This window comes from Pontibacter mucosus, assembly GCF_003054055.1.
GTDB lineage: Bacteria > Bacteroidota > Bacteroidia > Cytophagales > Hymenobacteraceae > Pontibacter > Pontibacter mucosus.
This window is the reverse complement of record NZ_QBKI01000001.1, coordinates 103542-130395: the sequence shown is the minus strand read 5'-3', so window position 1 is coordinate 130395 and position 26854 is coordinate 103542. Positions and strand designations below refer to the sequence as shown.

The window sequence follows — 26854 nt, the reverse complement described above, 5'->3', positions numbered from 1 at the left end:
ATATAAAAAGAGAGACAGCTTTTCGCCACCTCTCTTTTTATGTTGCATTAATTCATATCAGGCTTACAGGCTAGGCTTTCTTCAGCAGACCCAGCTCCACCAGTCGTTCGTTCAGGTACTCGCCCGCCGTGGCGTCCGGGTAGGCCTTTGGGTTTTGCGCATCAATGCAGCTCTCCAGGCAGGTCAGGTCCATCTCGGAGCGGGGGTGCATGAAGAATGGGATAGAATAGCGGGAAGTATGCATGAGCTCACGCGGCGGGTTAACCACACGGTGGATGGTAGACTTGAGCTTGTTATTAGTGAGGCGAGCGAGCATGTCGCCTACATTTACCACCACCTGATCCGGCAGCGCCGTAATCGGGATCCACTGGCCGTCGCGGCGGAGCACCTGCAGGCCGTCGGCGCTGGCACCCATCAGCAGCGTGATCAGGTTAATGTCGCCATGCTCTGCGGCACGAACGGCATCGGCGGGCACGCTATCCGGATCCTCGATCGGGAAGTAGTGGATAGGGCGCAAAATGCTGTTGCCATATCTTACCTTCTCATCGAAGTAGTCCTCCTCCAGGCCCAGGTGAATGGCAATGGCGCGGAGCACCTGCTTGCCGGCAGCCTCAAGCTTTCTGTAGGCTTCTAAAGTAGTTCCCTTGAAGTCCGGCACCTCCTCCGGGAAGATATTCTCCGGGTACTCTTTCTTAATCGGATCGCTGTCCGGAATATCGCTCAGCTCCTGGCCTACGTGGTAGAACTCCTTCAGGTCGCCGGTGTTAAATCCTTTGGCCTTCTCTTTTCCTTTGCCCACATAGCCGCGCTGGCCGGCAAGTTCGGGGTTCTCATACTTCTGCTTTACCTCGTCCGGCAAGGCAAAGAACTCCTTGGTTGCTTTGTATAGCTTATCGGTCAGTTCATCGCTGAGGCCGTGGTTGCGCAGGGCGATGAAGCCGATGTTCTGATAGGCTTCGCCCAGCTTTCTAACAAATTGAGCCTTCCTCTCCGCATCTCCCGATGTGAAATCCGCCAGGTCCAGGGACGGGATCTCATCAAACAAAATCTCGCTCATACTCACTGGAATATAATTTTTTTCGTATACTTTAGTGTAATCTTTACGTAGTTCGCAATATACAAAGAATAATCGCTAAATTAGCTACACTAGAAACCAACAACATCCATTAGATACATGAAAAAAACGTACCTATTGCTGGCTTCGGCCCTGATGCTCAGTTTCTCGGCCTGCGACACTGCACGCCAGACACAGGAAGCCGAAAACCAGACACCTACTACACCCAGCGCCACAGCAGGGCCAACTCCTTCAGGCGCTGTTATGAGTAAAGGCGGGCTGCGTGTGTATGCCTTCGATAACTCACAGAAATATCCGGAGTCCCAGCTTCGACTGAACACGCCTGTAGCCGGGGGTGTGGTAGAGCCGGGGCCCGTGCAGTTCTCCTACTCGCTCTCAAACTTTGAGCTGACGCGCATGACGCCGCACTCTAACGCCGAGCACATGGCCAACTCGCACCAGGGGCAGCATATCCACAACATCGTGGACAACGAGCCTTACACAGCGCATTATGAAACAGAGTTCACTAAGGAAATCGGTGAGGGCGAGCACGTAATCCTGTCGTTCCTGTCGCGCTCCTACCACGAGAGCCTTAAGCACAAGGGCGCCTACGACCTGCGCAAGATTACCGTGGGCAAGCCAACCCAAACGCTGGAGTTCGACGAGAGCGCGCCGCACATGTTCTACAGCCGCCCGAAAGGTGAGTATGTAGGCCCGCAGGAAACCGAGAAAGTGATGCTGGACTTCTACCTGGTGAACACCGACCTCTCCACTACCGGCAACAAGGTGCGCGCCACCATCAACGGCACCGAGTTTGTACTGGACCGCTGGATGCCTTACATCATGGAGGGGCTGCCTATGGGCGAGAACAAGATAAAGCTGGAACTGATTGACAACAACGGCAACGTGCTTCCAGGCCCGTTCAACACCGTGGAGAGAACCTTCACGCTTAAATCAGAATAAACACCTGAAGTATAAAGTATAAACAGCCCGCTTCTGACCTACAGGAGCGGGCTGTTTGTTTATAAAGTGATGTACCAATGAGGTGATGTTATGAGCGCAAAGTGGGTGTTCCTGTTGATGTTGGGCGTGGCTGGGTGTGCCACAAGGCAGCCGGCCTATACTTCCTCCGGGGAAAAGGTGCTGACAGTACAAAAGCAGGTGGAACTGTACCGGAGCAAACCTCCTGTATGGCCCGCCAAAGGAAGGTTAGTCGCTATAGCCGATAAATTGGTTTTTATCCCTACACCGCATTTTGGCACGCTTTACATCCATGGGCGGGATAGCACCTTTATACCTTTAAACGAAGTGGCGCGGCTGGAGGAGAAAAGGTGGCTGCTGGTGTTTCCCTTCAAACTCCAGGTGATGACCCATGATGGTTCGGGCTATACGTTTGTCTCCGCACGGCGCGATAGGCTGGCAAGGGAGATAAGAAAGCTGAAGCTGGAAGAGTAAAGAATAAAGTACTTCTAGTCAAGCTCAATAAAAAGGGCCGCTCCATACTTTGGGGCGGCCCTTGCTGTTAGGTATAAACCGGTTTTATTCTTTAGACCGGATAGGGTTTCCGCCTCCTCCGCCACCTGGGCCCGGGCTGGCGATGTTATTGCGCATATCCGTATCGGCCTGTATGTTCTGCATCTTGTAGTAGTCCATAATACCCAGGTTGCCGCTGCGGAAAGCCGCTGCGATGGCCTGAGGCACCTCCACTTCAGCCTGAATCACGTTAGCGCGGGCTTCCTGCGCTTTGGCTTTCATCTCCTGCTCCACGGCCACGGCCATGGCCCTACGCTCTTCGGCCTTGGCCTCGGCTACTTTCAGGTCGGCATTAGCCTGGTCAATCTGCAGCTTGGCACCGATGTTCTCGCCCACGTCCACGTCGGCAATATCAATGGAAAGGATTTCGTAGGCAGTGCCGGCATCCAGGCCTTTTTGCAGCACCAGTTTCGAGATGATGTCCGGGTTTTCGAGTACTACCTTGTGCGAGCCGGATGAGCCAATAGAGGTTACGATACCCTCGCCTACACGGGCAAGTATGGTTTCCTCGCCGGCGCCACCTACCAACTGCATGATGTTGGCACGCACCGTTACACGGGCCTTGGCGATCAGCTGAATGCCATCCTGGGCCACGGCGGCTACGTTGGGCGTGTTGATCACCTTCGGGTTTACCGACGTGGTTACCGCCTCAAACACGTTACGGCCGGCCAGGTCGATGGCAGTGGCCTGCTTAAAGGAAAGCGGGATGTTGGCCTTGTCAGCCGAGATAAGCGCCTTGATTACGTTGGGCACGTTGCCGCCTGCCAGGTAGTGTGTTTCCAGCTCGGTGGTGGTTACGTCTATGCCTGCCTTGGTGGCGTTGATCATGGAGTTAACGATAAGGCTTGGTGGCACCTTACGGATGCGCATGAACACCAGCTCCAGCAGGCCTACCCGCACCCCTGAGAACAAGGCCGTTATCCAGAGGCTGATAGGCACAAAGTATAAAAAGATGATGAGCAGGATAATACCGCCTGCTATCAGAAATATGGGTGTTAGATTTTCCATCTGTGTCTTTAAAGTTAGGAGATTGCTTCTACGATAATTTTATTTTGATCCAGCTTTACGATGCGTATGGGGGTGTTGGGGGCCAAAAACTCGCTCCGGGTCTGTACCTGGTAGTGCCGCTCGGTGAAAAGGGCGGTACCCTGCGGGCGCAGCGCCGAAACCGTCGTTCCTTCCTGACCCACGGTTAGCGTATGCTGCTCGTCCTCGTTTACCCGGCTGCGGTTCTGTTCCTTCAGGGCAAAGCGTGTCCAGCTGTCGGAGCGGAAACTGTAGAAGAAGGCGAGTCCTGCCACCAGCATTGTGGCGCCAAGTATGATATGCCCGGTATTGGTGCCCAGCGCCGCATACCCTATCCATACCCCGACGGCAGTAAGTATAAAGCCAAGTATGCCCACCACCGTGGTGCCCGGCACAAAGATCATCTCCACCACAATCAGCAGCAGGCCAATGCCGATCAGCGAAATCACTGTTATCCAATCCAATAGCATAGGGCGATGGGTTATCATGTACAATATAGCAATTTCTTCATGATTTGTAAGTATAAATGCCCCAACAAAGTATACGAATGGCCCAAAATCAGGGGCGCCACCCCCAGTTAAGGAGGTGGCGCCCCGAAAGTATGGCCGCTGCCGCAGGTTACGAATAACCTAAAAACGGCCGGCGAAAATTTAGTATGCTTTAGCGAAGTATACGCGGCGCTTGCTTGGCTTGCCTGTCAGGATGTCCACGCCATCCTCTTCCGGCGTGTTCAGGGCGATGCAGCGGATGGTGGCCTTCGTCTCTTCCTTGATGCGCTCCTCTGTTTCAGCGGTGCCGTCCCAGTGGGCCAACACAAAGCCGCCTTTCGTTTCCAGCACCTCCTTAAACTCCTCGTAGGTATCCACCTTGGTGGTATGCTCCTCGCGGTAAGCCAGGGCCTTGTTGTAAATGTTTTCCTGAATCTCGTCTAGCAGGGCCGGGATGTAGCTGGCCAGGCTGTCGAACTGTTGCGAGCTCTTCTCCTTGGTGTCGCGGCGGGCCACCTCGGCGGTGCCGTTCTCCAGGTCGCGGGCACCGATGGCCAGGCGCACCGGTACACCCTTCAGCTCCCACTCGGCAAACTTAAAGCCAGGGCGCTCGGTGTCGCGGTCGTCGTACTTCACGCTGATGCCTTTGGCCAGCAGTTCGCGCTTCAGTTGGTTCACCTTTTCGGTGATTTGGGCCAGTTGCTCCTCGCCTTTGTAGATCGGCACAATCACCACCTGGATAGGGGCCAGCTTTGGAGGCAGCACCAGGCCTTCGTCGTCGGAGTGGGCCATCACCAGCGCCCCCATCAGGCGCGTGCTCACGCCCCAGGACGTGCCCCAAACGTGCTCCAGACCGCCATCCTTGGTAGCGAACTTCACATCAAAGGCCTTGGCAAAGTTCTGGCCCAGGAAGTGCGAGGTACCCGCCTGCAATGCCTTGCCATCCTGCATCAGCCCCTCGATGCAATAAGTGTCCAGGGCGCCGGCAAAGCGTTCGCTTGGCGTCTTCACGCCGCGCACCACCGGCAGGGCAATGTACTGCTCGGCAAAGGTGGCGTATACTTCCAGCATCTGCTCGGCTTCGGCAATGGCCTCCTCGGCGGTGGCGTGGGCCGTGTGGCCTTCCTGCCACAGGAACTCGGCCGTGCGCAGGAACAGACGCGTGCGCATCTCCCAGCGCACCACGTTAGCCCACTGGTTTACCAGAATAGGCAGGTCGCGGTAGCTCTGAATCCAACCTTTGTAGGTGTTCCAGATAACGGCCTCGGAGGTAGGCCGAACAATCAGTTCCTCTTCCAGTTTAGCATTAGGGTCCACGCGGAGTTTGCCGGGCTTGTCCGGGTCGTTCTGCAGGCGGTAATGGGTTACCACGGCGCACTCTTTGGCAAAGCCCTCGGCGTTCTGCTCCTCGGCCTCGAACAGGCTCTTGGGCACAAACAGCGGGAAGTAGGCGTTTTCGTGGCCGGTGGCCTTAAACATGTCGTCCAGCTGGCGCTGCATCTTCTCCCAGATGGCGTACCCGTACGGCTTAATCACCATACAGCCGCGCACTGCGGAGTTCTCGGCCAGGCCAGCCTTCTTCACCAGCTCGTTGTACCACAAGGAGTAGTCTTCGCTTCTTTTAGGTAACCCTTTGCTCATTTTACTTTTATTTAACTTGGTTATTTGATGTATAAATTTCTTGGAACAGATTTTGCTAATTACAATATATAAAACCGGACATCGTTCCGCCTCAAAATTACGTTAATAATATTATACTATAGGCAAGGATTTGGGCAATTGTGCTTATCTTTGGTATAGAAGGAGTTATTACCCACAGAACATCAGCAGAAGGCCATGAAAAAATATACTTTACTTACCGTAGCCCCTGTGCTTGCCCTGCTGGCTGTAGGCTGTAGCAGCCCCGTTGCATTACAGTCGTCGGAGTACGATGACATGTATTACAGCTCTTCAGACCAGACCGTGTATGCACAGCCGCAGGCGCAGCAGCCGCAACAGCAGCCGGCGCAGGCCTACCAGCAATACGACAACAGCAGTAGCCAGCAGCAGGAACAAGCGTTGGCCGAAGGCGAGGTACTTAACCCGGAGTACTCTGAGAGCAACATTACCCAAAACTATAATGGAGATGAGTACTACGATGGCCGCAGCTACGATGAGCGCGACAACTGGTACCGCCCTAACTACTCGTATGTAGACCCCTACTGGGGCTCAGCTTACGTGCCGCGCCGTACCAGCTATGCGTTCTACGACCCATTCTATGACCCGTTTTACTACGACCCCTTCTACTATGATCCGTTCTGGCACAATGCCCGCTTCCGTACAGGCGTGAGCATCAGCTTTAGCTATGGCTGGGGCGGTGGATGGGGCAACCGCTTCTACGGCCACCCATACTATGGCTACAGCAACTGGTGGCCTAACAGCTACGGGCACGGCTACTATAACGGCTATTACAGAGGCTTCTACAACGGCTACTACGCCCATGGCAACCCGTACGGCTACGGCTGGTATTCTGACAGGCCAGTAGTTGTTGGTAAGGCCAGCAGGGTGCAGTATGGCCCGCGCGACAGCCGCAACACCCAGACCGTTGGCACCACCACCGGCAGGCAGTCCAGAGACGGCGTGATCCGCACCGAGAGCACCGGGCAGCAAAGCGTAGGCCGCCAGTCGCGCAGCAGCCGCAGCACGGTGGCCCCGGCTACCGGAGGCAAGCAGGAACTGCCGACAAGGCCAAGCCGCAGCAGCAGAAGCACCGTGCGTTCGCAGGAGCAAAACGTTGTGCAGCCGGCGCCAAGCAACAGCCGCAGCACGCGCACAACCCGCGAGTACGTGCCTAGCCGAAGTACAGAACAGCCGCAGCAGCGCCGCGAAGTGCGTCCGCGCACCACAGAGCGCCAGCCAAGCCGTACGATTGAGCGCAGCCAGCCTACCCGCAGGATAGAAAGCAGCCCGAGCCGCACGCAGGAAAGCCGCCCGGCGCGCACCTACGAAAGCTCGCCAAGCCGCAGTACTTTTGAGAGCCGTCCGAGCTCTAGTCCCAGCTCAAGTCCAAGTATGAACCGAAGCAGCGGTAGCTCGTCCTCATCCGGAGGTGGCGGACGTCCAACCCGCGGAAATAACTAGACGCATCGTTAGAAACCAAATCATCATGAAGAAGACACTATTGGCCAGCCTGGCGCTCGTGCTGGGCTGGGGTGGTACTGCCTTTGCCCAAACGGAGCTTGACGCACTGCGCTACTCCCAGATGGGCGTTTCCGGTACTGCGCGTATACAAGGCATGGGCGGCACGCAAACCGCACTGGGCGCTGATATCTCCAGCCTTTCAGGCAACCCGGCAGGCCTGGGCATGTTCCGCCGCTCCGAGTTTACCGTAACGCCGGGGGTGCAGTCGGTGAACACCAACACCTCTATACTTGGCGAGCGTAACACCGGCAGCAACAGCAATTTCGTGTTCCCGCAACTGGGCGTGGTTATCTCCAACAGAAAAGGCGACAATGAAGGCAGCGACTGGCGCGGCGTTACCTTCGGGATAGGCTTTACCAGGCTCAACAACTTTAACGAGCGCTATACTTCCTACCGCACCCAAACCGGGGAGTTCGACCCCACACTGGTAGAGTACTTTGCTGACCTTGCTTTTGAGAACAACCGAACCCGCGCCAGCCTCGACCAGGAATATGATGCCGGCATCAGCACCTTGGAGGGACTAGCCTATGGAGGTTTCCTTTTTGATGTAACAGAGGATGATGAGATATTCGAGGTAGATCGCATCGGAAGTATAACCCAGCGCGAAGAAATCATCCGCAAGGGTTCTCAGAGCCAGATCGATATTGGTGTGGGTACCAACTACAAGGATAAGCTTTACATCGGGGCCTCCCTTGGCATCGTGACGGTGGATTTCTCGCAGGAAAATATTTATTCAGAAGCGGAGGGCGACGCAAGTACACCTTTTACAAGCTTTCAGTACGTGGATGAGTTCTCTACTTCCGGGGCTGGCGTAAACTTGAAATTAGGTTTGATTGCCCGTCCGACGGACGCCCTACGCCTAGGCCTGAGTATACAAACGCCAACCGCTTATACGTTTGACGATGATTACCAGCGCCGCATCACGACCACGTTTAACGATGGTGTGGAGACAGCCGCGGAAGTGCCTGGCCAGTTCTCTTACCGGCTGGTGACGCCTTTCAGGGCAAACGGAGGTATTGCGTACTTCCTGGGTAAGTATGGCTTTATTACGGCGGATGTTGAGTTTGTGAACTACAGCAAAGCCAAGTATAGAGAAGACGACGACTTCTCCTCAGGCGGCTTCTTCGACGACATCAACGATGGCATTGCCAGCAACAACGAGTCCGCTATAAACTACAGGATAGGGGCAGAGGGACGCTTTGAGGTGTTCAGGCTTCGTGCTGGTTACGCCTTCAACGCCGACCCGGATAATGGCTCCAGCTACGACGCCGGCTTTATCAACTACAAGTATGGCGCAGCGCATCACTATACCGCCGGTGCCGGCATCAGGCTGAAAAACTTCTTCCTGGATGCAGCCTACGTGCATACGCAGCAGGACATCGACTACGCCCCCTTCGTGAGCGGCACGTCTTACTCGCCATACTCCCTGAAAACCACAAACGAGCCCCTGATGAACATCAACAAAAAGCAGAACTCCGTGGTAGTGACCATGGGCGTGAACTTCTAAAGTATAAACGTATACAGTATAACAGCAGCGGCAGCACCGATCATGTGCTGCCGCTGCTGTTTTTGGCAGGCCGGTTTAACTGGTGCATTTCTGGAGCCCTGGTTCCAACCACCCCTATCGCTTAAGAGGAGGAGATTCATGCCTATTATTTTCACTGTCATCCTGAAAGGATCTTGTGGGAAGGGAGGTGAAGCCAAAGCTACGGGCTACGAAATCCAACCACCCCTACCCCTCCTCGTCTAAGGCGGGGGGCTTACTTTTGCTGCTTGCAAAGTATAAGTACTATAGCTACTGTTTTATACACCCCTGTTGAGCTTTGCTCGCAAGCTTCGAACTCTCGTTCTCGCTTGTCCTCAAGGGGACAGTCTGTATTCGTTCCATAGCAAAGGCCGTAGCTATCGAACTGCTTCCCAGCCTTTGGGTTGAGCGCCTTGTGAGATCCGGTGCCCGGTAAGGGCATGCCGAGCGCGAGCGAGGCAAGGAGGGAACACAGCGCCGAGCAGGAAAACGAGGCCTCCCGGCCTGGGAGGGCACCAAAGCCAGAAATGAAACGAGCCGTTTGTGGGAACTAGAGAATGAACGGCAGCTAGCAAGGATAGCTTGGCCCAAATGGAAGGAAGCGAAGGCTATGGAAGTATAGCTAAAGTATAAGTATGGCTATGCGAGCCAGTTGGATTACAAATCCAACATCATAGTTAAACACGGGTTACAAACCCGCGCCAGCGGGGAAAGGGTCGGCCACTAAAAGGCACAAGCGGACGCTTGCGCCAGGTAAGTATAAAAGTATAAGTATAGCAGCAAGTATAAAGTATACCTAACACATATCCCACCTACGGAACAACACAGTTTTAACGCCAAACCATGGCTAAACCACATTAATCCCCTAAATTAGGGGAGCTAAACTTAAACTAACCAATTCGCATGCATAGTAAGTTAAGAACCAATCTTTTGGCTGCTGTACTGCTTTGCTTCGCCTTTGTGGCGCAGGCGCAGCAGAAAAAAGACATCACCCTGGAGGACATTTACCAGAAAGGTACGTTCCGCGCCAAATCGGTGTGGGGGGTAAACTGGATGAACGATGGCCGCTACTACAGCTCGCAGGTAGCTGACGAGAAAAACAAAGTACAGGACATCGTAAAGTATGACGTGACTACCGGCCAGCCGGTAAATACCATCATCGAGGGCGAGAACCTGGTGCCGGAGGGTGGCAGCCAGCCAATTCAGTACGATGGCTATACGTTCTCCTCGGATGAGCAGAAGGTGCTGTTCTCCACAGAAACCGAGCAAATTTACCGCCGCTCCTCCAAGGCTGAGTTCTACATCTACGACATTGCCTCCAAAAAGCTGACCAAGCTGAGCAACGGTGGCAAGCAGATGTACGCTACTTTCTCGCCGGATGCCAAGCGCGTTGCCTTTGCCCGCGACAACAACATGTTCGTGACGGACCTGAGCAACATGCAGGAGACGCAGATTACCACCAACGGCAAGTATAACTCCATCATCAACGGCTATGCGGATTGGGTGTACGAGGAAGAGTTCTCGTTTGCACAGGGCTTCCACTGGTCGCCGGACGGCAAGAAGATCGCTTTCTATACGTTCGACGAGACCAACGTGCCCGAGTTTAACATGCAGATGTGGGGTGAGCTGTACCCGCAGGACTACAAATTCAAGTACCCGAAAGCCGGCGAGGCCAACTCAATTGTAACCGTGTCGGTGTATGACGTGGCCAGCGGCAAAACCGTGAAGATGGATACCGGCAATGAGTCCGATATCTACCTCCCGCGCATGAAATGGACGAACAACCCGAACCTGCTCTCTATCCAGCGCATGAACCGCCTGCAGAACACGCTGGAGATCCTGCACGCCAACGCCTCCACAGGCAAGGCTGATGTAGTCCTGAAAGAGACAGACAAAGCCTACATCGACGTAACCGACGACCTGACCTACCTGAAGGACGGCAAGCACTTTATCCATTCTTCGGAAGTGAAGGGCTACAACCACCTCTACCTCTACAACATGAACGGAAAGCTGGTGCGCCAGATCACCAGCGGCAACTGGGAGGTCAGCAGCTACGTGGGCTACGACGAGAAAAACGACCGCCTGTACTACATGTCTACCGAAGTGTCGCCGCTGGAGCGCCACCTGTACAGCATCAGCAGCAAAGGCAAAAAGAAGCAGCGCCTGACGCAGCAAGCCGGTACGCACCGCGTGAACATGAGCAACGACTTTAAGTACTTTCTGGATTACTTCTCTGCCGCCAACGAGGTGCCTACCGTTAGCCTACACACGGCCAAGGACGGTAAGCTGATAAAGGTGCTGGAGGATAATGCCGGGCTGAAGAACACGCTGGCGCAGTACAACATCGCCAAGCAGGAGTTCTTCCAGATGAAGACTGCTGATGGCACGCAATTGAACGGCTGGATGATCAAGCCAACCGACTTCGACCCGAACAAAAAATACCCGGTGCTGATGTTTGTGTATGGTGGACCCGGTTCGCAGACAGTGACCAACAGCTGGGGAGGCAACAACTTCCTGTGGTACCAGGTGCTGGCCGATAAAGGAATGATTGTGGTGAGCGTGGATAACCGCGGCACCGGTGCCCGCGGCGCGGAGTTCAAGAAAGTGACTTACGCCAACCTGGGCAAGTATGAAATCGAAGACCAGATTGAAGCGGCCAAGTGGCTGGGCAACCAATCTTACGTAGACAAGAACCGCATCGGTATCTGGGGCCACAGCTACGGCGGCTACATGACGCTGCTGGGCCTGACCAAAGGCAACGGCGTGTTTGCGGCTGGTATTTCAGTAGCGCCCGTTACGAGCTGGAGATACTATGACACCATCTATACCGAGCGCTTCCTGAAAACACCGCAGGAAAACCCGGCGGGCTACGACGAGAACTCACCGCTGTTCTTTGCCGATAAGATGCAGGGCGAGCTGCTGCTCATCCATGGCACCGGCGACGACAACGTGCACTTCCAGAATGCGGTGGCCATGCAGGATGCCCTGATCAGTGCCAACAAGCAGTTTGAGAGCTTCTACTACCCGAACCGTAACCACGGCGTGGGTGGCGGCATCACCTCGCTGCACCGCTTTAAGATGATGACTAACTTCCTGGAGCGCACCCTGATTAACCCGAAAGAGGTGGCAAACCAGTAATCTTTTTAGACAAAAGACACTTAGACAAAGGACAAAAGAAGCTTAACAGATAGGTCGTTCTGTGCTGAACGATTTACACTCCAGGCTACTTTTTTCTTCCCTGATTTTAAATATAAAGGCCTGCCGGAAACGGTGGGCCTTTTATACTTTAGAGCTGCTAGTAAAAAGTAAGTATAAGTACCTGAATATTGAGTAGCTGACATAAACCGGAGCGACAAGGGCGCTTATATTTAGCCTGTATTCCTGCACTCACATCAACCAAAGCTATGAAATTGACACTCCTGCTGGCCCTGCTGCTATGTGCGCTACAAGCCGCCAATACGCGCGACGAAGCCTTGGAAGACCTGGCCAACGCCGAGCACCGCTTTGCTGCCACGTCAGTTAAAAAAGGCTTTCACCAGGCCTTTGTGGAGCATCTGGCTGGGGATGGGTTGGTGTTTGCCCCAAGTCCCACAAACGGCAAAAAGCTGCACGCCGAAGCACCCGAAAGCAAGGCGCTGCTTACCTGGTATCCTGCCTACGCCGACATTTCCAGCTCTTTGGATTGGGGCTATACCACCGGGCCCTATGCGTTTAAAGCTGCCCCAGAGGATACTGCAACTGCTGGCGCGGGGTTTTACCTGTCGGTGTGGAAGAAGCAGCCGGACGGGCAATGGAAAGTAGCCATAGACATGGGTAATTCCTTCGCGCCAAATCTGCTGAAAGAGGAAGTCTACAGACCAGCTCCTGCGCCAGAAAACAAGCCTGCCAAAGGTACAACCGAGGGCCTGCTGACCCAGGATGTGAAGCCAGTACAGCCATACTTCGAGGAGACGCTTATCTACCGCCACGGTGCTTACCCGGTAAAGTATAAGGACGTAATCATCGAACCTGCCGCCAATGTGCGCTACTCCAACCTCGGCCACGACCTCTCACCGGCCGCGGACATGGCCTATACTTATGGCCGCTACAGTCAACCCACCGCCAAGGGAACAGAAACGGGCTATTACCTGAAAGTATGGAGAGTACTGGGTGGGGAGTGGCGGCTGGTGGCCCATAACCTGGTGCCCGAAAGAAAATAAGCTTTACTGTTTCAGCTGCCGGGCCAGACAGGCATGCAGGTGCTGTTTCTCCTGTTCATCCACTGGAAGCCTGTCGATGCGGGCCTGCAGCTCTGCCAGGGTTGCTTCGGGGGTGGTGGTACCTTCAGACTGTTGTAGCATAGTGGCAAGGGCCTGAATCTGCGTGGCTACTGCGTCGGCATCAGAGGTGAGCCGGTTGAGGATGAAAAGCAACCTGTTCAGAAGCTCGTTCGGTTGCTGGTCGGGGTAGCGGATGCAATGGTCTATTTCGCTCCAGCCTTCCTCAAAGAGTGTCTTTACCTGCACCTCCACATAGTATGGCTGCCGGTTGGGCTTTACGTGCAGGATGTAGTGCTGTGCCCTGTAGCCCCGGTCGTTTTCTATGACTTTATACTTTTGGGCGTTAAATTGCCTGGCCTCTTCCGAGTTTTTGTCGGTTACGTAGGCGAAGGGGTTACGCTTTAGCTCCCAGTTTTGGGTGATAAAGTTGCCGATGTCGTGGCAGGTGCTTTTGTACAGGTGCAGGAGGCGCACCCCTACCAGGTCATTGATATACATCAGGTAGTTGGCCACAGTCAGGTGGCGGTCGGGGTATTCTTTCCGCTTCCGGATGATTTTTTTGAGCAGGTGCAGCGGCTCCTTTACCCGGTAGCGCACGGCATGCACCGCTGCGTGCCTTTTTAAGGCATTGGCTACAAGCAAGCCAGCGCCTTCCAGCTCTTGCAGGCGGCCGATGTAATTGTTGTAGATAAGTGTCAGTTCCCTGGCTGTTATACCTTGTGCGTGCAGTTCCTCCTCGCTCACCTGCAGCAGGTGAAGTATAAAAGGCATGGTGGCCTTGGGCATATGGCTGTCGGGGCGCATGGTGGGTTACAGAGCTTCTCCTTACCAAGTATAGCCGAATTACCGGGAAATGTTGCAGGCCAGCCGCCAAAGTATACTTCCTTTCTGCAGGCCCAGCTGCGCATTTACCAAAGGCATTTTGGGGCCAGGAAGAAGCCTGTCCGGCTGGCAAATACCATGAGTGTTAAGTGGAGCCTCTACAGTTTAAGTAAGGGCAACTTTTGCCTGGCAATTTCTTTTAGCCCGGCCAGCGCGGGAGCGCCTATCTCTTTCGCCGAAAAAGACCAGGCCAGATAGGGATGGTCCTGGAATAAATAGATGGTATGTTCTTCTTCTAAATACGCTCTGAAATCTTTCCAGCCAACGGTGGTTATCTCTTCCTGGCGTGTGACACTGATATTTTCCGCTGTAAAGCTGAGGCTTAACCCGGATGCGTTTTCTTGCAGACTGTTTTCGGCCAGCTGCCGGAGGGCACTTGTTCTCCTCTTGTACGTCTTCCACCTTAAGTAAAGCAGGTACAGCCCAAAACCGGCCCACCAGAGCGGGAGCGTGATAAATCCTAAGGCACCAAAATTGTGCTCGGTAAAAAAGAAGAGCAGGACAGAGACCAGCGTTAACACCAAAAATATAACGGCTCTTTTCAGGTTTCTTTTTCTTGTCGCGGAAACAATCAAATCATCAATGAAAAGCAGCTGGCGGTAGGTTTCCTCGAACGTGGTATGGATGGGTACGGGCTCCATGCTTATAGTTTCACGCAAACATTCTGCGGCTCGGTGAAGAAACGCAAGGCCTCAAAGCCGCCCTCACGGCCCACGCCGGAGCTTTTCATGCCACCGAAGGGGGTACGCAGGTCGCGCAGGAGCCAAGTGTTAATCCAGATAATGCCGCTGTGCACCTGGTGCGCCACACGATGCGCCCGCGGCAGGTTTTGGGTCCAGATGGTGGCGGAGAGGCCGTAGTCGGTGCAGTTGGCGTACTGAATCACTTCTTCTTCGGTGTCGAAAGGGGTGAGCGTGACCACAGGGCCGAAAATTTCCTCGGTGTTGGTACGGCAGTTGTAGGGGAGCCCTTCGATGATGGTGGGCGCAATGAACCAGCCTTCGGCGAAGCGGCCCGCTACCTGCACCTGGTGCCCGCCGGTAAGTATGGTGCCGCCTTCCTGTTGGGCCAGCTCGATGTAAGAAAGGACCTTTTGCATGTGCTGCTCTGATACCACCGCGCCCAGTTTCGTGCCTTCTTCCAAAGGGTCGCCCACAGTCATAGCCTTTACCTTCTCCACAAAAGCATCCCGGAACTTCTCGTACAGCGGCCGCTCGATAAAAATGCGGGAGCCGCAGAGGCAAATCTGGCCCTGGTTGGCAAAGGAGGAGTGGATGGAAGTATGAAGCGCGTTGTTAAAGTCGCAGTCGGCGAAGATGATGTTGGGGTTCTTGCCGCCCAGCTCCAGCGACAGCTTCTTGAACATCGGAGCCGCTGTGGCGGCAATGGCCCGACCGGTTTTGGTGCCGCCGGTAAAGGAGATAACCGGCACTTTCGGGTGAGCCGTGATGGCCGCACCGACTTTGTGCCCGTAGCCATGCACGATGTTCAGCACGCCGGCCGGCAGACCTGCTTCTATGCAGAGCTCCGATAGCAGATAAGCGGTCATGGGCGTAACTTCTGAAGGTTTGGCGACTACGCAGTTGCCCGCAGCCAGGGCAGGAGCGATTTTCCAGGTAAACAAGTATAGCGGCAGGTTCCAGGGCGAGATGCAGCCGGCCACGCCATGTGGGTGGCGCACGGTGTAGTTGATGGCCTCCGTGCCTTCCATGTAATGCGCCTCCGAAGCAAAATGCTGAATAGCCGTGCCGTAAAAACGCATGTTGCTGCTGGCCCGCGGTATATCCACTGATTTGGCCAGTTTCAGCGGTTTACCATTGTCTACCGATTCCGCCTCGGCCAGGCAGTCCAGGTTTTGGTCGATCAGGTCCGCAATGCGCATCAGGAGTTGCCCGCGCTTTTCAGCCGGCGTTTTAGACCATGCCGGAAAAGCCGCCAGCGCTGCCTGAACCGCCTGCTCCACGTCCTGCTCATCCGAGTCCGGAATAAGTGAATATACCTGGCCAGTCGCCGGGTTGTAGTTGTCGATATACTGCCCTGCGAGAGGCGCTACCAATTGGCCGTTTATGTAGTTCTGAAGCTGCTGCATTTTACCTCCCCCTTCCCCCTCCTAAAAACAGGAGGGGTGTTCTGTAGGGGTATACTTTACTTTTCTTCCTGATCTATACTTCTAATAGCTAAATCTCCCTCCCCTGTTTTTAGGGGAGGGTTGGGGTGGGTTTACAAACACCCCGTCCGGCCGCCATCCACCGGCACGTTAATACCGTTGATGTAAGCGGCGGCAGGCGTGGCCAGAAACGCAGCGGCAGCGGCTACTTCCTCGGGCTCAGCAAAGCGGCGGGCCGGAGTCTCTGCCTCCATCTCTTGCTGTATCTCTTCCTTGCTTTTACCTGTTTTTTGAGCCTTGCTCGCAATAATAGCCTCAATCCGGCCCGTTTTAGTAGAGCCGGGCAGCACGTTGTTTACCGTAATGCCGAATTGCCCCAGCTCGTTGGCCATGGTTTTTGCCCAACTGGCCACTGCTCCGCGTATGGTGTTCGACACACCCAAACCATGCAGCGGCTGCTTCACCGAGGTACTGATTACGTTGATGATGCGGCCATACTTTGCCCTTTTCATGCCCGGTATCACGGCCTTGGCCAGCAGGTGGTTGGCGATCAGGTGCTGGTTAAAAGCAGCCGTAAACTCATCCGATACGGCCTCCGTGATCGGTCCGCCCGCCGGGCCGCCGGTGTTGTTTACCAGAATGTGTACCTCAGGCTGGTCGTTCAGGTAAGCCTGCACGCGGATGTTCAGATCGTAGGGGTCCGTGAAATCGGCGGTGATGTAGTCGTGCTGCTGATCCTGCTGCGTGTCCAGTTCCTGCAGCACCGCCTGCAGTTTCTCCTCGTTGCGGGCTACCAGCGTCACGCTTGCTCCCAGTTGTGCCAGTTCGATGGCTATCGCTTTGCCAATGCCCTGTGTGCTGCCGCATACCAGGGCACGTTTATTCGTCAGGTTTAAATCCATAGGATAAATGTACGGAAAAATGTAAAAAGAAGCTTGGCTATACTTCCCCGGCAGGTTACCATGTTTACCGTAAATTGCGTACTTTCAAACAACCAACTCCAAAACTATAACTATGGCCATAACCAGACCTTTCAATTTTAAGCAGTGGATAGAAGAACACCGCCACCTCTTAAAGCCGCCCGTGGGCAACCAGCAGGTGTTTAAGGGCAACGACGACTTTATCGTGATGGTGGTGGGCGGGCCCAACGCCCGCAAGGATTATCATTACGACGAAGGCGAAGAGTTCTTCTACCAGCTGGAGGGCGATATCGTGCTCAAGATTATTGAGGACGGCAAGCCGGTGGATATCCCGATAAAGGAAGGCGAGATTTTCCTGCTGCCCCCGCGCGTGCCGCACTCGCCGCAGCGGCCGGCCAACACGGTGGGCCTGGTGATGGAGCGCTACCGCAAGCCGGGCGAGAAGGACGGCTTTCTGTGGTTCTGTGAAAACTGTGGCGAAAAGCTCTACGAGGAGTATGCCGACGTAACCGACATTGTGGGGCAGCTACCGGTTATCATGAGCCGCTTCTGGGATAGCCTGGAGCACCGCACCTGCAAGAACTGCGGCACGGTGATGGAGCCGCCGGCGAAACCAGCTGAGGCAGCCAAGTAACATATGCTCCCGCCATCGCTCTACACCAACCGGCTTCAGCTGCGCCTGATAGAGCCCTCTGATGCAGATTTTATACTTCGGGGGCTGTCGGATAAGCGGGTCACGGCATACTATGCCGTGCATTACGATACTCCGGAAGCGGTGCAGGAGCAGATGCAGTTTTACCAGAATCTGCTGCAGGAAGGTACCGGTGCCTGGTGGGCGTTCTCCAGAAAAGGCGATACCGAACTGATAGGTGCCTGTGGCCTAAGCAGCGTTTCGCAGGAGCACCGGAAGGGCGAGTTGGGTTTCTGGCTGCTGCCCGAGCACTGGGGCAACGGTTACATTCCGGAGGCGGCAGGGGCTGTCCTAAAGTATAGCTTCGAAGAGCTGCGCCTGCACCGCATCGAGGCGATAGTGGAGGGAGGCAATGCGCCCTCGGAGCGGGTGCTGCAGAAACTGGGTTTTACTTATGAGGGAAGGCTGCGGGAAAGTGAAAGTAAGAACGATTACTTTATTGATTTGCTCTACTACAGCCTGCTGGAAACAGACCTGTAAGCACTGGCAAATATAGCTGCGCGGCAAGTATAAATTGCTTATCTTGTTGGATTGCCTCATCCACTTGTACAACGGATTGCTGCTTTTTCGCTCGATTTTACCATGCAAAAGAACACGCCCATACTTACTGCGGATAATTTGCTGAAGATTGACATCCACACGCATATCCTGCCTGCCACGTGGCCAAACCTGCGGGAGCGGTACGGGTATGGCGGCTTTATCCGCCTGGAGCACCACAAGCCCTGCTGCGCCCGCATGATGATGGACGACAAGTTCTTCCGCGAAATTCAGGACAACTGCTGGGATCCGAAGGTGCGCATGCACGAGTGCAGCCAACACAGGGTAGGGGTGCAGGTGCTGAGCACGGTGCCGGTGATGTTTAACTACTGGGCCAAGCCCGAACACACCTACGACCTCTCGCAGATCCTCAACGACCATATCGCCGGCATAGTGACCGATTATCCCGATCGCTTTGTCGGCCTGGGCACCATCCCGATGCAGGACACGGAGCTGGCGATTAAGGAGCTGGAGCGGTGCATGAAGCAGTTGGGCATGGCCGGTATCCAGATTGGCACGAACGTGAACGGCTGCAACCTGGACGAGGCCAAACTGTTCCCCATTTTTGAGGCGGCACAAGAGCTGGGTGCCGCCGTTTTTGTGCACCCCTGGGACATGCTGGGCAAAGACCGCACCGGCAAATACTGGATGCCCTGGCTGGTGGGCATGCCCGCCGAGACCACGGTGGCTATCTGCTCGATGATCTTTGGGGGCGTGTTTGAGCGCCTGCCCAGGCTGCGCGTAGCCTTTGCCCACGGCGGCGGCACTTTCCCGGCCACCATTGGGCGCATTGCCCATGGCTTTGAGGTGCGCCCCGACCTCTGCGCCATCGACAACAACGTAAACCCGCGCGAGTACCTGGGCAAGTTCTATTTCGACTCGCTGGTGCACGACCCACAGGCTTTGGAATACCTGGTAAACCTAGTTGGAGCCGATAAAATAGCCCTGGGCACCGATTACCCTTTCCCACTAGGTGAGTTAGAGCCCGGCAAGCTTATCAAGTCCATGCCCTATGATTTAGCTACTAAAGAGCGCATGCTCAGCGGCACGGCCCTGGAGTGGCTCAACCTGAAACGGGAGCAGTTTGTCAAGCACGGCTCCGGCCTCAGCCTGCCTAAGGGGGAGAAAGTATAAGTCTATATTTCTTAAGGGACTGCCCTGTTTTAAGAGTTATACTTGCAGGACCGGGTCCAACCACCCCTAGCCCCTCCTTGGCTAAGGCGGGGAGTTCTGTCATTGCTTTGGCTGAAGTATAAGTTTTATAGCTGTCTTTCTCGCGCGAACAGGTCGCGACCTGTCCCTACAAGTATAAACCCACCCTTGGCCCCTCTCAAGAGAGGAATTATACTTGTTACTTACTGTGTCATCTCGAGCAGCGCGAGAGATCTATCCGGAGTTCTAGTTAGATCTCTCCCAAAGGTCGAGATGACAGAAATGGCAGCGGCTGTTACATTAATTTCATTTTTGTCTTTGCACCCGATTACACCCCTCCTGAGCGTTGCTCGCAAGTTTCGAACTCCAGTTCTCACTTGTCCTCAAGGGGACACTTTGGTTCACGTTGCATTAGCAGGAGCTATCGATTCTGTTCCCAGCCTTTGGGTTGAGCGCCTTGTGGATGTTGCGGTGCCCGCCAGGGCAGCCCGCAGCGGAGCGAGGAGCAGCTTCAGACACACCGCGCGATGCCCGAAGGCGAGGCCTCCCGGCCTGGGAGGGAGCCAAGTTAGAGATGCAACGATAGGTTAGTGTGAACTAGAGGAACAGCCGTGGTTTGAAAGTATAGCTTGTGTCAAGTTACAGGATGTGGCGGCTATGGAGGTATAAACCAAAGTATAACTAAAGTATAAAGTACAGGTTCTTTGAGCCAGAGGCTGCAAAAACCACCTTGCTTAGACTGTTTGGAAGAAGCCTGGGTTTATCCTGCAAAACCTATGGCTTTGCCTGTTTTATTTTATACTTTGGCTAAATATTTGCTCGTTCTAAAAGTATAAAATTCAACCTTTTACTATGCGTAAATTACTGTTTAGCTTACTCTTTATCGGTGCGTTTGCCACGGCGGCGCATGCCCAGAAAGAGTTTGCCCATATAGAACTGCCCATGAACCGCGCCGAGGACCTGGTCTCTGTGGCAGACGATGAGGGCAATGTGGTAGTATACTTCTACCAAGGCGGCAACCTGAACTTTGCCATGATCTCCCCGACGGGCGAAAAGCTGGCGCAGCACGAGATTCCGTACCGCAGCTCCAAAGACCCGCAGATAATGGGCACCCGCGTAACCGACGATGAGTTTATCTTCTACAGCCGCTATACTAACGGCCGTCGGGAGTACGTGCGCCCGTTTGCCATTAACCGCCACACCGGTGCCTTCCGTAGCTTACAGGACGTGCAGCTGAAGCTGGAGCGGAACGTGAACTTTGTGGGAGGCTTCGGCGATGACGACCACTTTTACATGCTCTACACCGACAAGGACAGCAACCTGCACCTGTACCGCGACTCAGAGTACAGCGTGGCCACCATGGATTACAGGCTGTTTAAGCCGGAGCAGATGCCCCGCACCCGCGACCGCTACGCACGTGAGTCAGGGCTGATCTATGTGCACCCCAACCTGGAGCGAAACGTGTATACCGGCCATCACCGCAGCAAGATCTACTCCCGCGGCGACAAGCTGCACATGGTCTTTGATGGTTACCAGTTACGGGGCAAGTCCTCGAAGGAGGCTACCACCGAGATCCTGACGCTGGACTGGAATACCGGGAAGACAGAGTACCGCACCCTGCCGGCCATTGCGCAGCGCAACACGCCCGCTTTCAACTCTTTCCTGCACCAGGACAAGCTCTTCCGCCTGAACTTGGAGAAGGACAAGCTGAAGCTGACGGCCTATGACTTTAACACGCTGCAGCCCGTGAAGGAGTATACGTTCACAGATAAGGAGAAACTGGCCCTGGCCTCTACGCCAGTGTACCAGCGCGGGGCGGGCGGTTTGTTCTCGTCTGGCTACGAGGTGATAGAGAAGGAAGACAAGGCCATGCGCAACCTGGCAAGCGGCATACCGGCCATCACCGTGGATACCTACAGCGACAGCACGCTGCAACTGACCATTGGTTCCTATAAGGCGCCCACCGAGCGGGTTAACCGCAACGACCGCAGCCGCATGGTGCGCACCCCCGATAGGTATGTGCGTACCTCGCGCGGGTTTATGCTCATCCCGGGCCGCTGGACGCCGGCTTACAACATCCCGAGCTATTACCTGAACTCGCCGTACTACAGCCGCTACTTCTACGATCCGTTTGGGTATGGGTACAGCGGACCGGTAGGCCCTGGCATTAGTACCTACTTCCACACGGTGCTGGACGCCAACAGCCTGGCAAAAGTAGAGCAGGAGGGCGAGGTAGAAGTGCTGCAGGAGCGCGTGGAGGAATATGAGCGCAACCTGAAGCCGGAGCCCGAGTTCCAGACCGTGTACCGCTACGGCAACAAGCTGCACTACGGCTACTACGACCGCAAGGCCCGCACCTTCCGCATTGTGGAGTTTGCCCACGGGCAAAAAGCCCAGGAGCAGCCCCAGGTGCAGGAGTAAGGAATATCAAGTATAAAAAAGCCCCGCCAGTATTTGCTGGCGGGGCTTTTTTATACTTGATGCTGCGGTTATTTTTGTTTTTCCTGCATCAGCAGGTCCACACGCTGCTGAATGGACTGGTCCTGGCGGTAGGCCAGCATAATCTGCTCAAACTTCTCCAGCGTCATGCCGTCCTGCTGAATGGCCTCTTCCAGGTCTTTCTGGAAGGCGGGCTGCATCTCCACCATCCGCTGGGCGGCCTTGTTAAAGGCGGCCATTTCCTCAGGTGTGGCTTGCACCTCGGTTAGCTTCTGCTCCTGGTGCGCCTTGGCCATTTCGTTAAATTTCTCCACGCTCAGTTTTTCCTCCTGCAGGATGTTCATCATGGTTTGCTCGCCCTCCTGGTGCACGGCTATCAAACGGGCGCTGGCATCGGCAAACTGCTGCAGGTCCTGGTCAGAGAAGGTGGTGGCTGCCTGCTGGCCGGGCTCCGGTTGCGGTGTCTGTACGGCAGCATCTGTCTGTTGCGGCTCTTTCTGCTTTTTGTCTTTTTTCTGCGCCACGGCCGTTTCTGTAACAGCGCAGATGCCCAGCAAAAGTATGGCAACAGTAATTCCTCTTAGTTTTTTATTGAAGATGCTCATAAAATTCGGGTTTAAAGTTTTAAGGTGTGAATGAATAAGAAAATAAGTCTGGTAAGCGGTAGGCTAATAGAGGATTATACTTAACAGGCCGGTATATAGTTTTGCGGGGATAGGGCTACGCAGCAGGTATTTTTAGATTATTAGCAAACCTGTAAATTGTGAGGAAGCTATCCTACGAGATAAATTTATACTTCTCAAGCTGTCGGCTGAGATACGATATGAGTATGGGCTCGATATCCACAGCCATGAGCGTGTAAATGCCCTGAGCTCTTACCTCAGTTCCAGCACCAATACCATTTCTTTCACCACCGGGTATTACTTCTAGGCAAAGTCACGGCGCAGGTTTATACTTTCCTTAAGTAGGGCCAACGTATAAACCTGCGCTTTTTTATGCCCGCTTATACTTTTGTTTCGGCGCTGTACTTCTTCAGCTTGCCTTTCTGGATAAGCTGCCGCTCCAGCAGTTGCTGCACCTCCGGCTTGTCGTAGTCTTCTATGCGCTGGATGTGCTTCATCACCTTTTGCATGATCTCATCCTGCATTTGCCCCGTTCCGAGGGCGTAGGAGTAGGGCAGATCGGTAAAGGTAACCATGGAGTATAGCGGGAGCCAGACGTCCGGGTATTGGGCCGAGATTCTGGCCTCTATCTTTTTGCGGAGTAGGAACCGCGGGTCGGCCACCTTGTCGCGCATCTCGATGAAGTTCATCACGGCCAGGTCGGCAATGGCGTCGGCGTCGGGTTTGCGGCGGCGCTCAAAGGCCTTGAACAGCGCCTCCCAGTTTCCGTCAAACGTATCCAGCATCTGGTCCAGCACCGTGATATCCTCAAAACCCGCGTTCATGCCCTGTCCGTAGAATGGCACCACCGCATGGCAGGCATCCCCAATCAGCAGCGCTTTGCCTCCGTAGCTCCACGGGAAGCACTTTACCGTTACCAGCGTGCCAATCGGGTTGGTAAAGTAGTCCTGGGCCAGTGTTGGCATAAGCGGCAGCGCATCGGGGAAAACCTCCTGAAAGAAGGCTAGTAAATCGCCCTCGTTTTTAATGGCGGCAAAAGACTGCTCGCCCTCGTAGGGGAAGAACAGGGTACAGGTAAAGCTGCCGTCTATGTTGGGCAGCGCAATCATCATAAATTTACCACGGGGCCAGATGTGCAGCGCGTTTTTCTCGATGGCCCAGCCCCCCTCGGCCGTGGCCGGTATGGAAAGCTCCTTGTAGCCATACTCCAGGAAGGATTGCTCGTAGTTAAACCGCTCCGTTTTCTGCATGGCCCCGCGTACCACCGAGAAGGCTCCGTCGGCCCCGAAAAGCAAATCCGGTTGCACGGTCTCCATACTTCCGGTTTCCAGGTTGCGCAGCTGCACCTCGTTGGTGGGCAGGTATACGTCGGTGGCCTGGCGGCTGAAGTGGTAGGTGATGTTGGGATTTGGCTCCGACACGTTCATCAGGGCGGCATTGAGCCCGCTTCTGGAGACCGAGTAAATGGACTGCCCCTCTTTGCCGTAGGGTTGGAAGGTGAGGTTGCCCTGCTCGTCGTGCATCATGCGCCCATGCATCGGGATGGCTACCTGGCGCACCGCCTCCTCTACGCCAATGCCCCGCAGGGCGCGCCAGCCGCGGTCGCTTAGGGCCAGGTTAATCGAACGGCCGCCATCTATCAGGGTCTTCCGCAGGTCGGGCCGCCGCTCGTACAGGTCTACTTTATGGCCGCGCTTGGCCAGGTATAAAGACAGCAGCGAGCCAACCAAACCAGCTCCCATGATGGCGATGTTCTTTTTCTCGGTCATAGTATATCCGGGCAAAGCCTCTTAGTACTGTAAAATAACGTTTTCCGGACCGCATTGGCAAGCAAACTAGCCTTTCACGAAGCGGAACGTGAGGTTGATGCGAGGTTGTACGGCTCTGGCGGTTTTAGGGACGTGGTGGAGCCAGTGGTGCTGTGTGGGTCCCTGCATGAGCAGCAAACTGCCGTGGGAAAGTATAAGCGGTGCGGGTTTGAGGTCTTTGCGGGTGCGGTGCTTAAAGGCGAAGCGGCGTTCGCCACCAAAACTGAGGCTGGCTATACTTGGCTGAGGGCCCAGCTCGGGCTCATCGTCGGCGTGCCAGCCCATGCTGTCCTGGCCGGTGCGGTAGAGGTTGAGCAGCACACTGTTATACTTCTGGCCGCTGGCCTGCTCCACTTTCTCCCTCAGTTCCAGCAGCACCGGTAGCCAGGGTTGCGGCTTGTTCTCCAGCCCTGAGTAAGTATAAGCTTTGTCGCCGTACCAGGCCGTGAGGCGGGGCATGGGCTGCTGGCGGCCAAACAGTTTTATACTTTCCTGCTGCCAGTTTACCTCCTGCATCAGCCGCTCAAAGTATACATCGCCTTCCGGGGCAGGTATAAAGTGGGGTATAAAGTATACCTCGGCATCGGGTAGGGGCGGTTGCTGAAGATGAGGTGCGGGCATGTGGCGGTTAAGTATAGCTTGTGTTCGTTTGCAGATACAGTGGTTTTTCCAGAAGAGTTATCATTCTCTGGCTTAAAAGTATGCGTGGCACAGGTGTTTGATTATGCCGCAAAATTTGTATTTTGGAATCTAAAGATACATCCATTTGAAAGCATTAGAAGATTTTTTGGTTGCCTTTAGCGATGCCGCCTGGGGCATGCCCCTGCTTATCCTGCTGATGGGCGGAGGCTTCTACTTTATGTTCTACTCGGGTTTTCTGCCGTTCCGCTACCTGGGGCACGCAGTAAACGTTATCCGGGGCCGCTACGACGACCCCAACGACCCGGGCGATATTAACCACTTCGAGGCGCTCTCGAGTGCGCTGGCGGCTACGGTGGGCATGGGCAACATCAGCGGTGTGGCGGTGGCCATTGCCATTGGCGGGCCGGGTGTGCTTTTCTGGATGTGGGTGAGCGCCTTTGTAGGCATGGCCACCAAGTTTTTTACCTGCTCCCTGTCTGTAATGTACCGTGGCCGCGACAGCAACGGGCATATCGAGGGAGGTCCCATGTATGTGGTGCTGCATGGGTTGGGGCAGAAATGGAAGCCGCTGGCGGTTTTCTTCTCGGTGGCCGGCCTGTTCGGCACACTCCCTGTTTTTACCAGCAACCAGCTCACGCAGGTAATCCGGGAGGTGGTGCTGGTGCCGAACGGCATTGCCACAGATAATGCCTTTGCCTGGAACCTGGGTATTGGGGTGGCGCTGGTTATCATTACCTCGCTCGTAATTTTTGGCGGTATAAAGCGCATCGGGCATGTGGCCGGCAGGATGGTGCCCAGTATGGTGGTACTGTACATGCTGGCGGTGCTTTACATTATGGCCGTGAACTATTCCAGTATCCCCGCCGCCTTCGCCCTGATTTTTACGGATGCGTTTACGGCTAACTCGGTGCTGGGTGGTGCCGTGGGGGCCATTATCATTGCCGGAGCGCGGCGTGCCTCTTTCTCCAACGAGGCCGGCATCGGCACAGCCGACATGATGCACGGGGCCGCCAGAACCGACGAACCGATACGGGAGGGCGTAGTAGCCATGCTGGGTCCGCTTATCGATACCATTGTAGTCTGCACCCTCACGGGCCTCGCCATTATCGTTACAGGCACCTGGATGGATCCGGATAAGAACGGCGTAAGTATAACCGCGCATGCCTTCAATACAGCCATGCCAACGGTTGGCAACTATGTGCTGGTGCTGTGCGTGCTCATCTTCGCGTTTACGTCGCTGTTCTCCTACTCCTACTACGGCACCAAGTGCTTCAGCTTTCTGTTCGGGGCAAAGTATAAGCACTACTACAACTACTTCTATGTGATGACCATCATCTTCGGGGCAACGGCCTCGGTAACGGCGGTGCTGGCGCTGATAGACGGCATGTACGCCATGATGGCCATCCCGACGATGGTTTCGGGCCTGCTGCTCTCGCCGAAGGTGAAGGCCGCCGCCAAAGATTACTTTAAGCGGATGAAGGTGGTTGAGGAGGGGCTGAAGGAACGTGAGGCAAAGAAAGTATAGCGACAGTTTTAACCCTAAGCCATACTTTCCTGTGGTACTGGTTTCGCTTTTCTGCCGGCCAGCTTTCCGGCTACGTAGGCCATGGGAAGATAAGCTCCAATTAAATCCACAACAGTATACCAGGTCGGCGACGGGAGCAGGAAAACGCTGGCAATTCCACCGGCCAGGAAGTATATGCCGATACCGAACGCAAACCTCATCTTATAGCTAGCGGCAACGGCTGCAGCTACAAACGCCCCCGCCAAAGTGCCCAGGGCATGGGCCAGGAAAGGGAAAATGAAATGCTTGGGCTGGAACAGGTGCATGGACGCCCTTAAGCCTTCCGTGGTGGTAACGTCTGCACCCTCCGGCGGAGGAATAACCGACCCGCTGACCGTAATAAGGGCCATGTTCACTGCGCTGCCGATTACAACACCAGCTATAACCGCTAAAATGTTTCTGACGATTGGGTTCATCTTGTAGG

General features: G+C 54.9%; 24 protein-coding genes. 11 read left to right on the top strand and 13 right to left on the bottom strand.

The window, feature by feature from the left end; translation table 11 throughout:
• Positions 1-70 precede the first annotated feature (70 nt).
• Complete coding sequence (locus tag C8N40_RS00575) at positions 71-1057, bottom strand: isopenicillin N synthase family dioxygenase (protein ID WP_108209877.1); 987 nt, start codon at positions 1055-1057, stop codon at positions 71-73.
• Positions 1058-1174: 117 nt separating this feature from the next.
• Between C8N40_RS00575 and C8N40_RS00570 the strand changes: the two genes are divergently transcribed.
• Entirely contained in the window at positions 1175-2017 is an 843-nt protein-coding gene (locus tag C8N40_RS00570; RefSeq protein ID WP_108209876.1) for a hypothetical protein, read from the top strand.
• A gap of 90 nt (positions 2018-2107) precedes the next feature.
• Positions 2108-2509, top strand: coding sequence for a hypothetical protein (locus C8N40_RS00565; protein ID WP_108209875.1), 402 nt, complete (start codon positions 2108-2110; stop codon positions 2507-2509).
• Between the two features lie 84 nt (positions 2510-2593).
• On the opposite strand, the gene floA is transcribed toward C8N40_RS00565, so the two are convergent.
• From floA to proS, 3 genes are all read right to left on the bottom strand, one after another.
• Positions 2594-3595 carry a flotillin-like protein FloA gene (gene floA, locus C8N40_RS00560; protein ID WP_108209874.1) on the bottom strand — a complete coding sequence of 334 codons (1002 nt, stop codon included), beginning with the start codon at positions 3593-3595 and terminating at the stop codon, positions 2594-2596.
• A 14-nt stretch (positions 3596-3609) separates the two neighbouring features.
• Entirely contained in the window at positions 3610-4083 is a 474-nt protein-coding gene (locus tag C8N40_RS00555; protein ID WP_108209873.1) for an NfeD family protein, read from the bottom strand.
• Between the two features lie 180 nt (positions 4084-4263).
• Complete coding sequence (gene proS / locus C8N40_RS00550; RefSeq protein ID WP_108209872.1) at positions 4264-5742, bottom strand: proline--tRNA ligase; 1479 nt, start codon at positions 5740-5742, stop codon at positions 4264-4266.
• 195 nt (positions 5743-5937) lie between these two features.
• On the opposite strand from proS, the gene C8N40_RS00545 reads away from it, so the two are divergent.
• Together C8N40_RS00545 and C8N40_RS00540 are read left to right on the top strand one after the other, a co-directional pair.
• Positions 5938-7221 carry a hypothetical protein gene (locus C8N40_RS00545; protein WP_108209871.1) on the top strand — a complete coding sequence of 428 codons (1284 nt, stop codon included), beginning with the start codon at positions 5938-5940 and terminating at the stop codon, positions 7219-7221.
• Positions 7222-7246: 25 nt separating this feature from the next.
• Positions 7247-8788, top strand: coding sequence for an OmpP1/FadL family transporter (locus tag C8N40_RS00540; RefSeq protein WP_108209870.1), 1542 nt, complete (start codon positions 7247-7249; stop codon positions 8786-8788).
• On the opposite strand, the gene C8N40_RS22525 is transcribed toward C8N40_RS00540, so the two are convergent.
• Entirely contained in the window at positions 8785-8928 is a 144-nt protein-coding gene (locus C8N40_RS22525; RefSeq protein ID WP_170113988.1) for a hypothetical protein, read from the bottom strand. The genes C8N40_RS00540 and C8N40_RS22525 overlap by 4 nt on opposite strands.
• A 781-nt stretch (positions 8929-9709) precedes the next feature.
• Between C8N40_RS22525 and C8N40_RS00535 the strand changes: the two genes are divergently transcribed.
• Positions 9710-11944, top strand: a complete 2235-nt coding sequence (locus C8N40_RS00535) for a S9 family peptidase (RefSeq protein ID WP_108209869.1) — start codon at positions 9710-9712, stop codon at positions 11942-11944.
• Positions 11945-12210: 266 nt separating this feature from the next.
• Positions 12211-13005: a YybH family protein gene (locus tag C8N40_RS00530; RefSeq protein WP_108209868.1), complete on the top strand. Its 795-nt coding sequence runs from the start codon at positions 12211-12213 to the stop codon at positions 13003-13005.
• 3 nt (positions 13006-13008) lie between these two features.
• On the opposite strand, the gene C8N40_RS00525 is transcribed toward C8N40_RS00530, so the two are convergent.
• The 4 genes from C8N40_RS00525 to C8N40_RS00510 all read right to left on the bottom strand — a co-directional run bounded on the left by C8N40_RS00525 (position 13009) and on the right by C8N40_RS00510 (position 16956).
• Positions 13009-13869 carry a RelA/SpoT domain-containing protein gene (locus C8N40_RS00525; RefSeq protein ID WP_108209867.1) on the bottom strand — a complete coding sequence of 287 codons (861 nt, stop codon included), beginning with the start codon at positions 13867-13869 and terminating at the stop codon, positions 13009-13011.
• A gap of 176 nt (positions 13870-14045) precedes the next feature.
• The gene (locus C8N40_RS00520) at positions 14046-14588 is read right to left on the bottom strand and encodes a hypothetical protein (RefSeq protein ID WP_108209866.1); all 543 of its coding nucleotides are present in this window, start codon (positions 14586-14588) and stop codon (positions 14046-14048) included.
• A 2-nt stretch (positions 14589-14590) separates the two neighbouring features.
• A complete protein-coding gene (locus C8N40_RS00515) occupies positions 14591-16036 on the bottom strand; it encodes an aldehyde dehydrogenase (RefSeq protein ID WP_108209865.1) in 1446 nt (481 codons plus the stop codon).
• Positions 16037-16167: 131 nt separating this feature from the next.
• The gene (locus tag C8N40_RS00510) at positions 16168-16956 is read right to left on the bottom strand and encodes an SDR family oxidoreductase (RefSeq protein WP_108209864.1); all 789 of its coding nucleotides are present in this window, start codon (positions 16954-16956) and stop codon (positions 16168-16170) included.
• Between the two features lie 112 nt (positions 16957-17068).
• Here C8N40_RS00510 and C8N40_RS00505 point away from each other — a divergent pair, with 112 nt between their 5' ends.
• The 4 genes from C8N40_RS00505 (at position 17069) to C8N40_RS00490 (ending at position 21775) form a co-directional block, all read left to right on the top strand.
• The gene (locus C8N40_RS00505) at positions 17069-17608 is read left to right on the top strand and encodes a 3-hydroxyanthranilate 3,4-dioxygenase (protein ID WP_108209863.1); all 540 of its coding nucleotides are present in this window, start codon (positions 17069-17071) and stop codon (positions 17606-17608) included.
• A 3-nt stretch (positions 17609-17611) separates the two neighbouring features.
• A complete protein-coding gene (locus tag C8N40_RS00500) occupies positions 17612-18145 on the top strand; it encodes a GNAT family N-acetyltransferase (protein WP_108209862.1) in 534 nt (177 codons plus the stop codon).
• A gap of 102 nt (positions 18146-18247) precedes the next feature.
• Positions 18248-19336, top strand: coding sequence for an amidohydrolase family protein (locus C8N40_RS00495; RefSeq protein ID WP_211318018.1), 1089 nt, complete (start codon positions 18248-18250; stop codon positions 19334-19336).
• A gap of 870 nt (positions 19337-20206) precedes the next feature.
• Positions 20207-21775 (top strand): hypothetical protein, encoded by a 1569-nt coding sequence (locus C8N40_RS00490; RefSeq protein WP_108209861.1) that lies wholly within the window; start codon positions 20207-20209, stop codon positions 21773-21775.
• A 68-nt stretch (positions 21776-21843) separates the two neighbouring features.
• On the opposite strand, the gene C8N40_RS00485 is transcribed toward C8N40_RS00490, so the two are convergent.
• From C8N40_RS00485 to C8N40_RS00475, 3 genes are all read right to left on the bottom strand, one after another.
• Positions 21844-22398 (bottom strand): DUF4168 domain-containing protein, encoded by a 555-nt coding sequence (locus tag C8N40_RS00485; protein ID WP_108209860.1) that lies wholly within the window; start codon positions 22396-22398, stop codon positions 21844-21846.
• A gap of 398 nt (positions 22399-22796) precedes the next feature.
• Entirely contained in the window at positions 22797-24185 is a 1389-nt protein-coding gene (locus tag C8N40_RS00480) for an FAD-dependent oxidoreductase (RefSeq protein ID WP_108209859.1), read from the bottom strand.
• Positions 24186-24251: 66 nt separating this feature from the next.
• Positions 24252-24845 (bottom strand): alpha-ketoglutarate-dependent dioxygenase AlkB family protein, encoded by a 594-nt coding sequence (locus tag C8N40_RS00475; protein WP_108209858.1) that lies wholly within the window; start codon positions 24843-24845, stop codon positions 24252-24254.
• Between the two features lie 145 nt (positions 24846-24990).
• Here C8N40_RS00475 and C8N40_RS00470 point away from each other — a divergent pair, with 145 nt between their 5' ends.
• Positions 24991-26391, top strand: a complete 1401-nt coding sequence (locus C8N40_RS00470) for an alanine/glycine:cation symporter family protein (protein ID WP_108209857.1) — start codon at positions 24991-24993, stop codon at positions 26389-26391.
• A 14-nt stretch (positions 26392-26405) separates the two neighbouring features.
• On the opposite strand, the gene C8N40_RS00465 is transcribed toward C8N40_RS00470, so the two are convergent.
• On the bottom strand, positions 26406-26846 hold the full coding sequence (locus tag C8N40_RS00465) for a hypothetical protein (protein WP_108209856.1): 441 nt from the start codon (positions 26844-26846) through the stop codon (positions 26406-26408).
• Positions 26847-26854 lie beyond the last annotated feature (8 nt).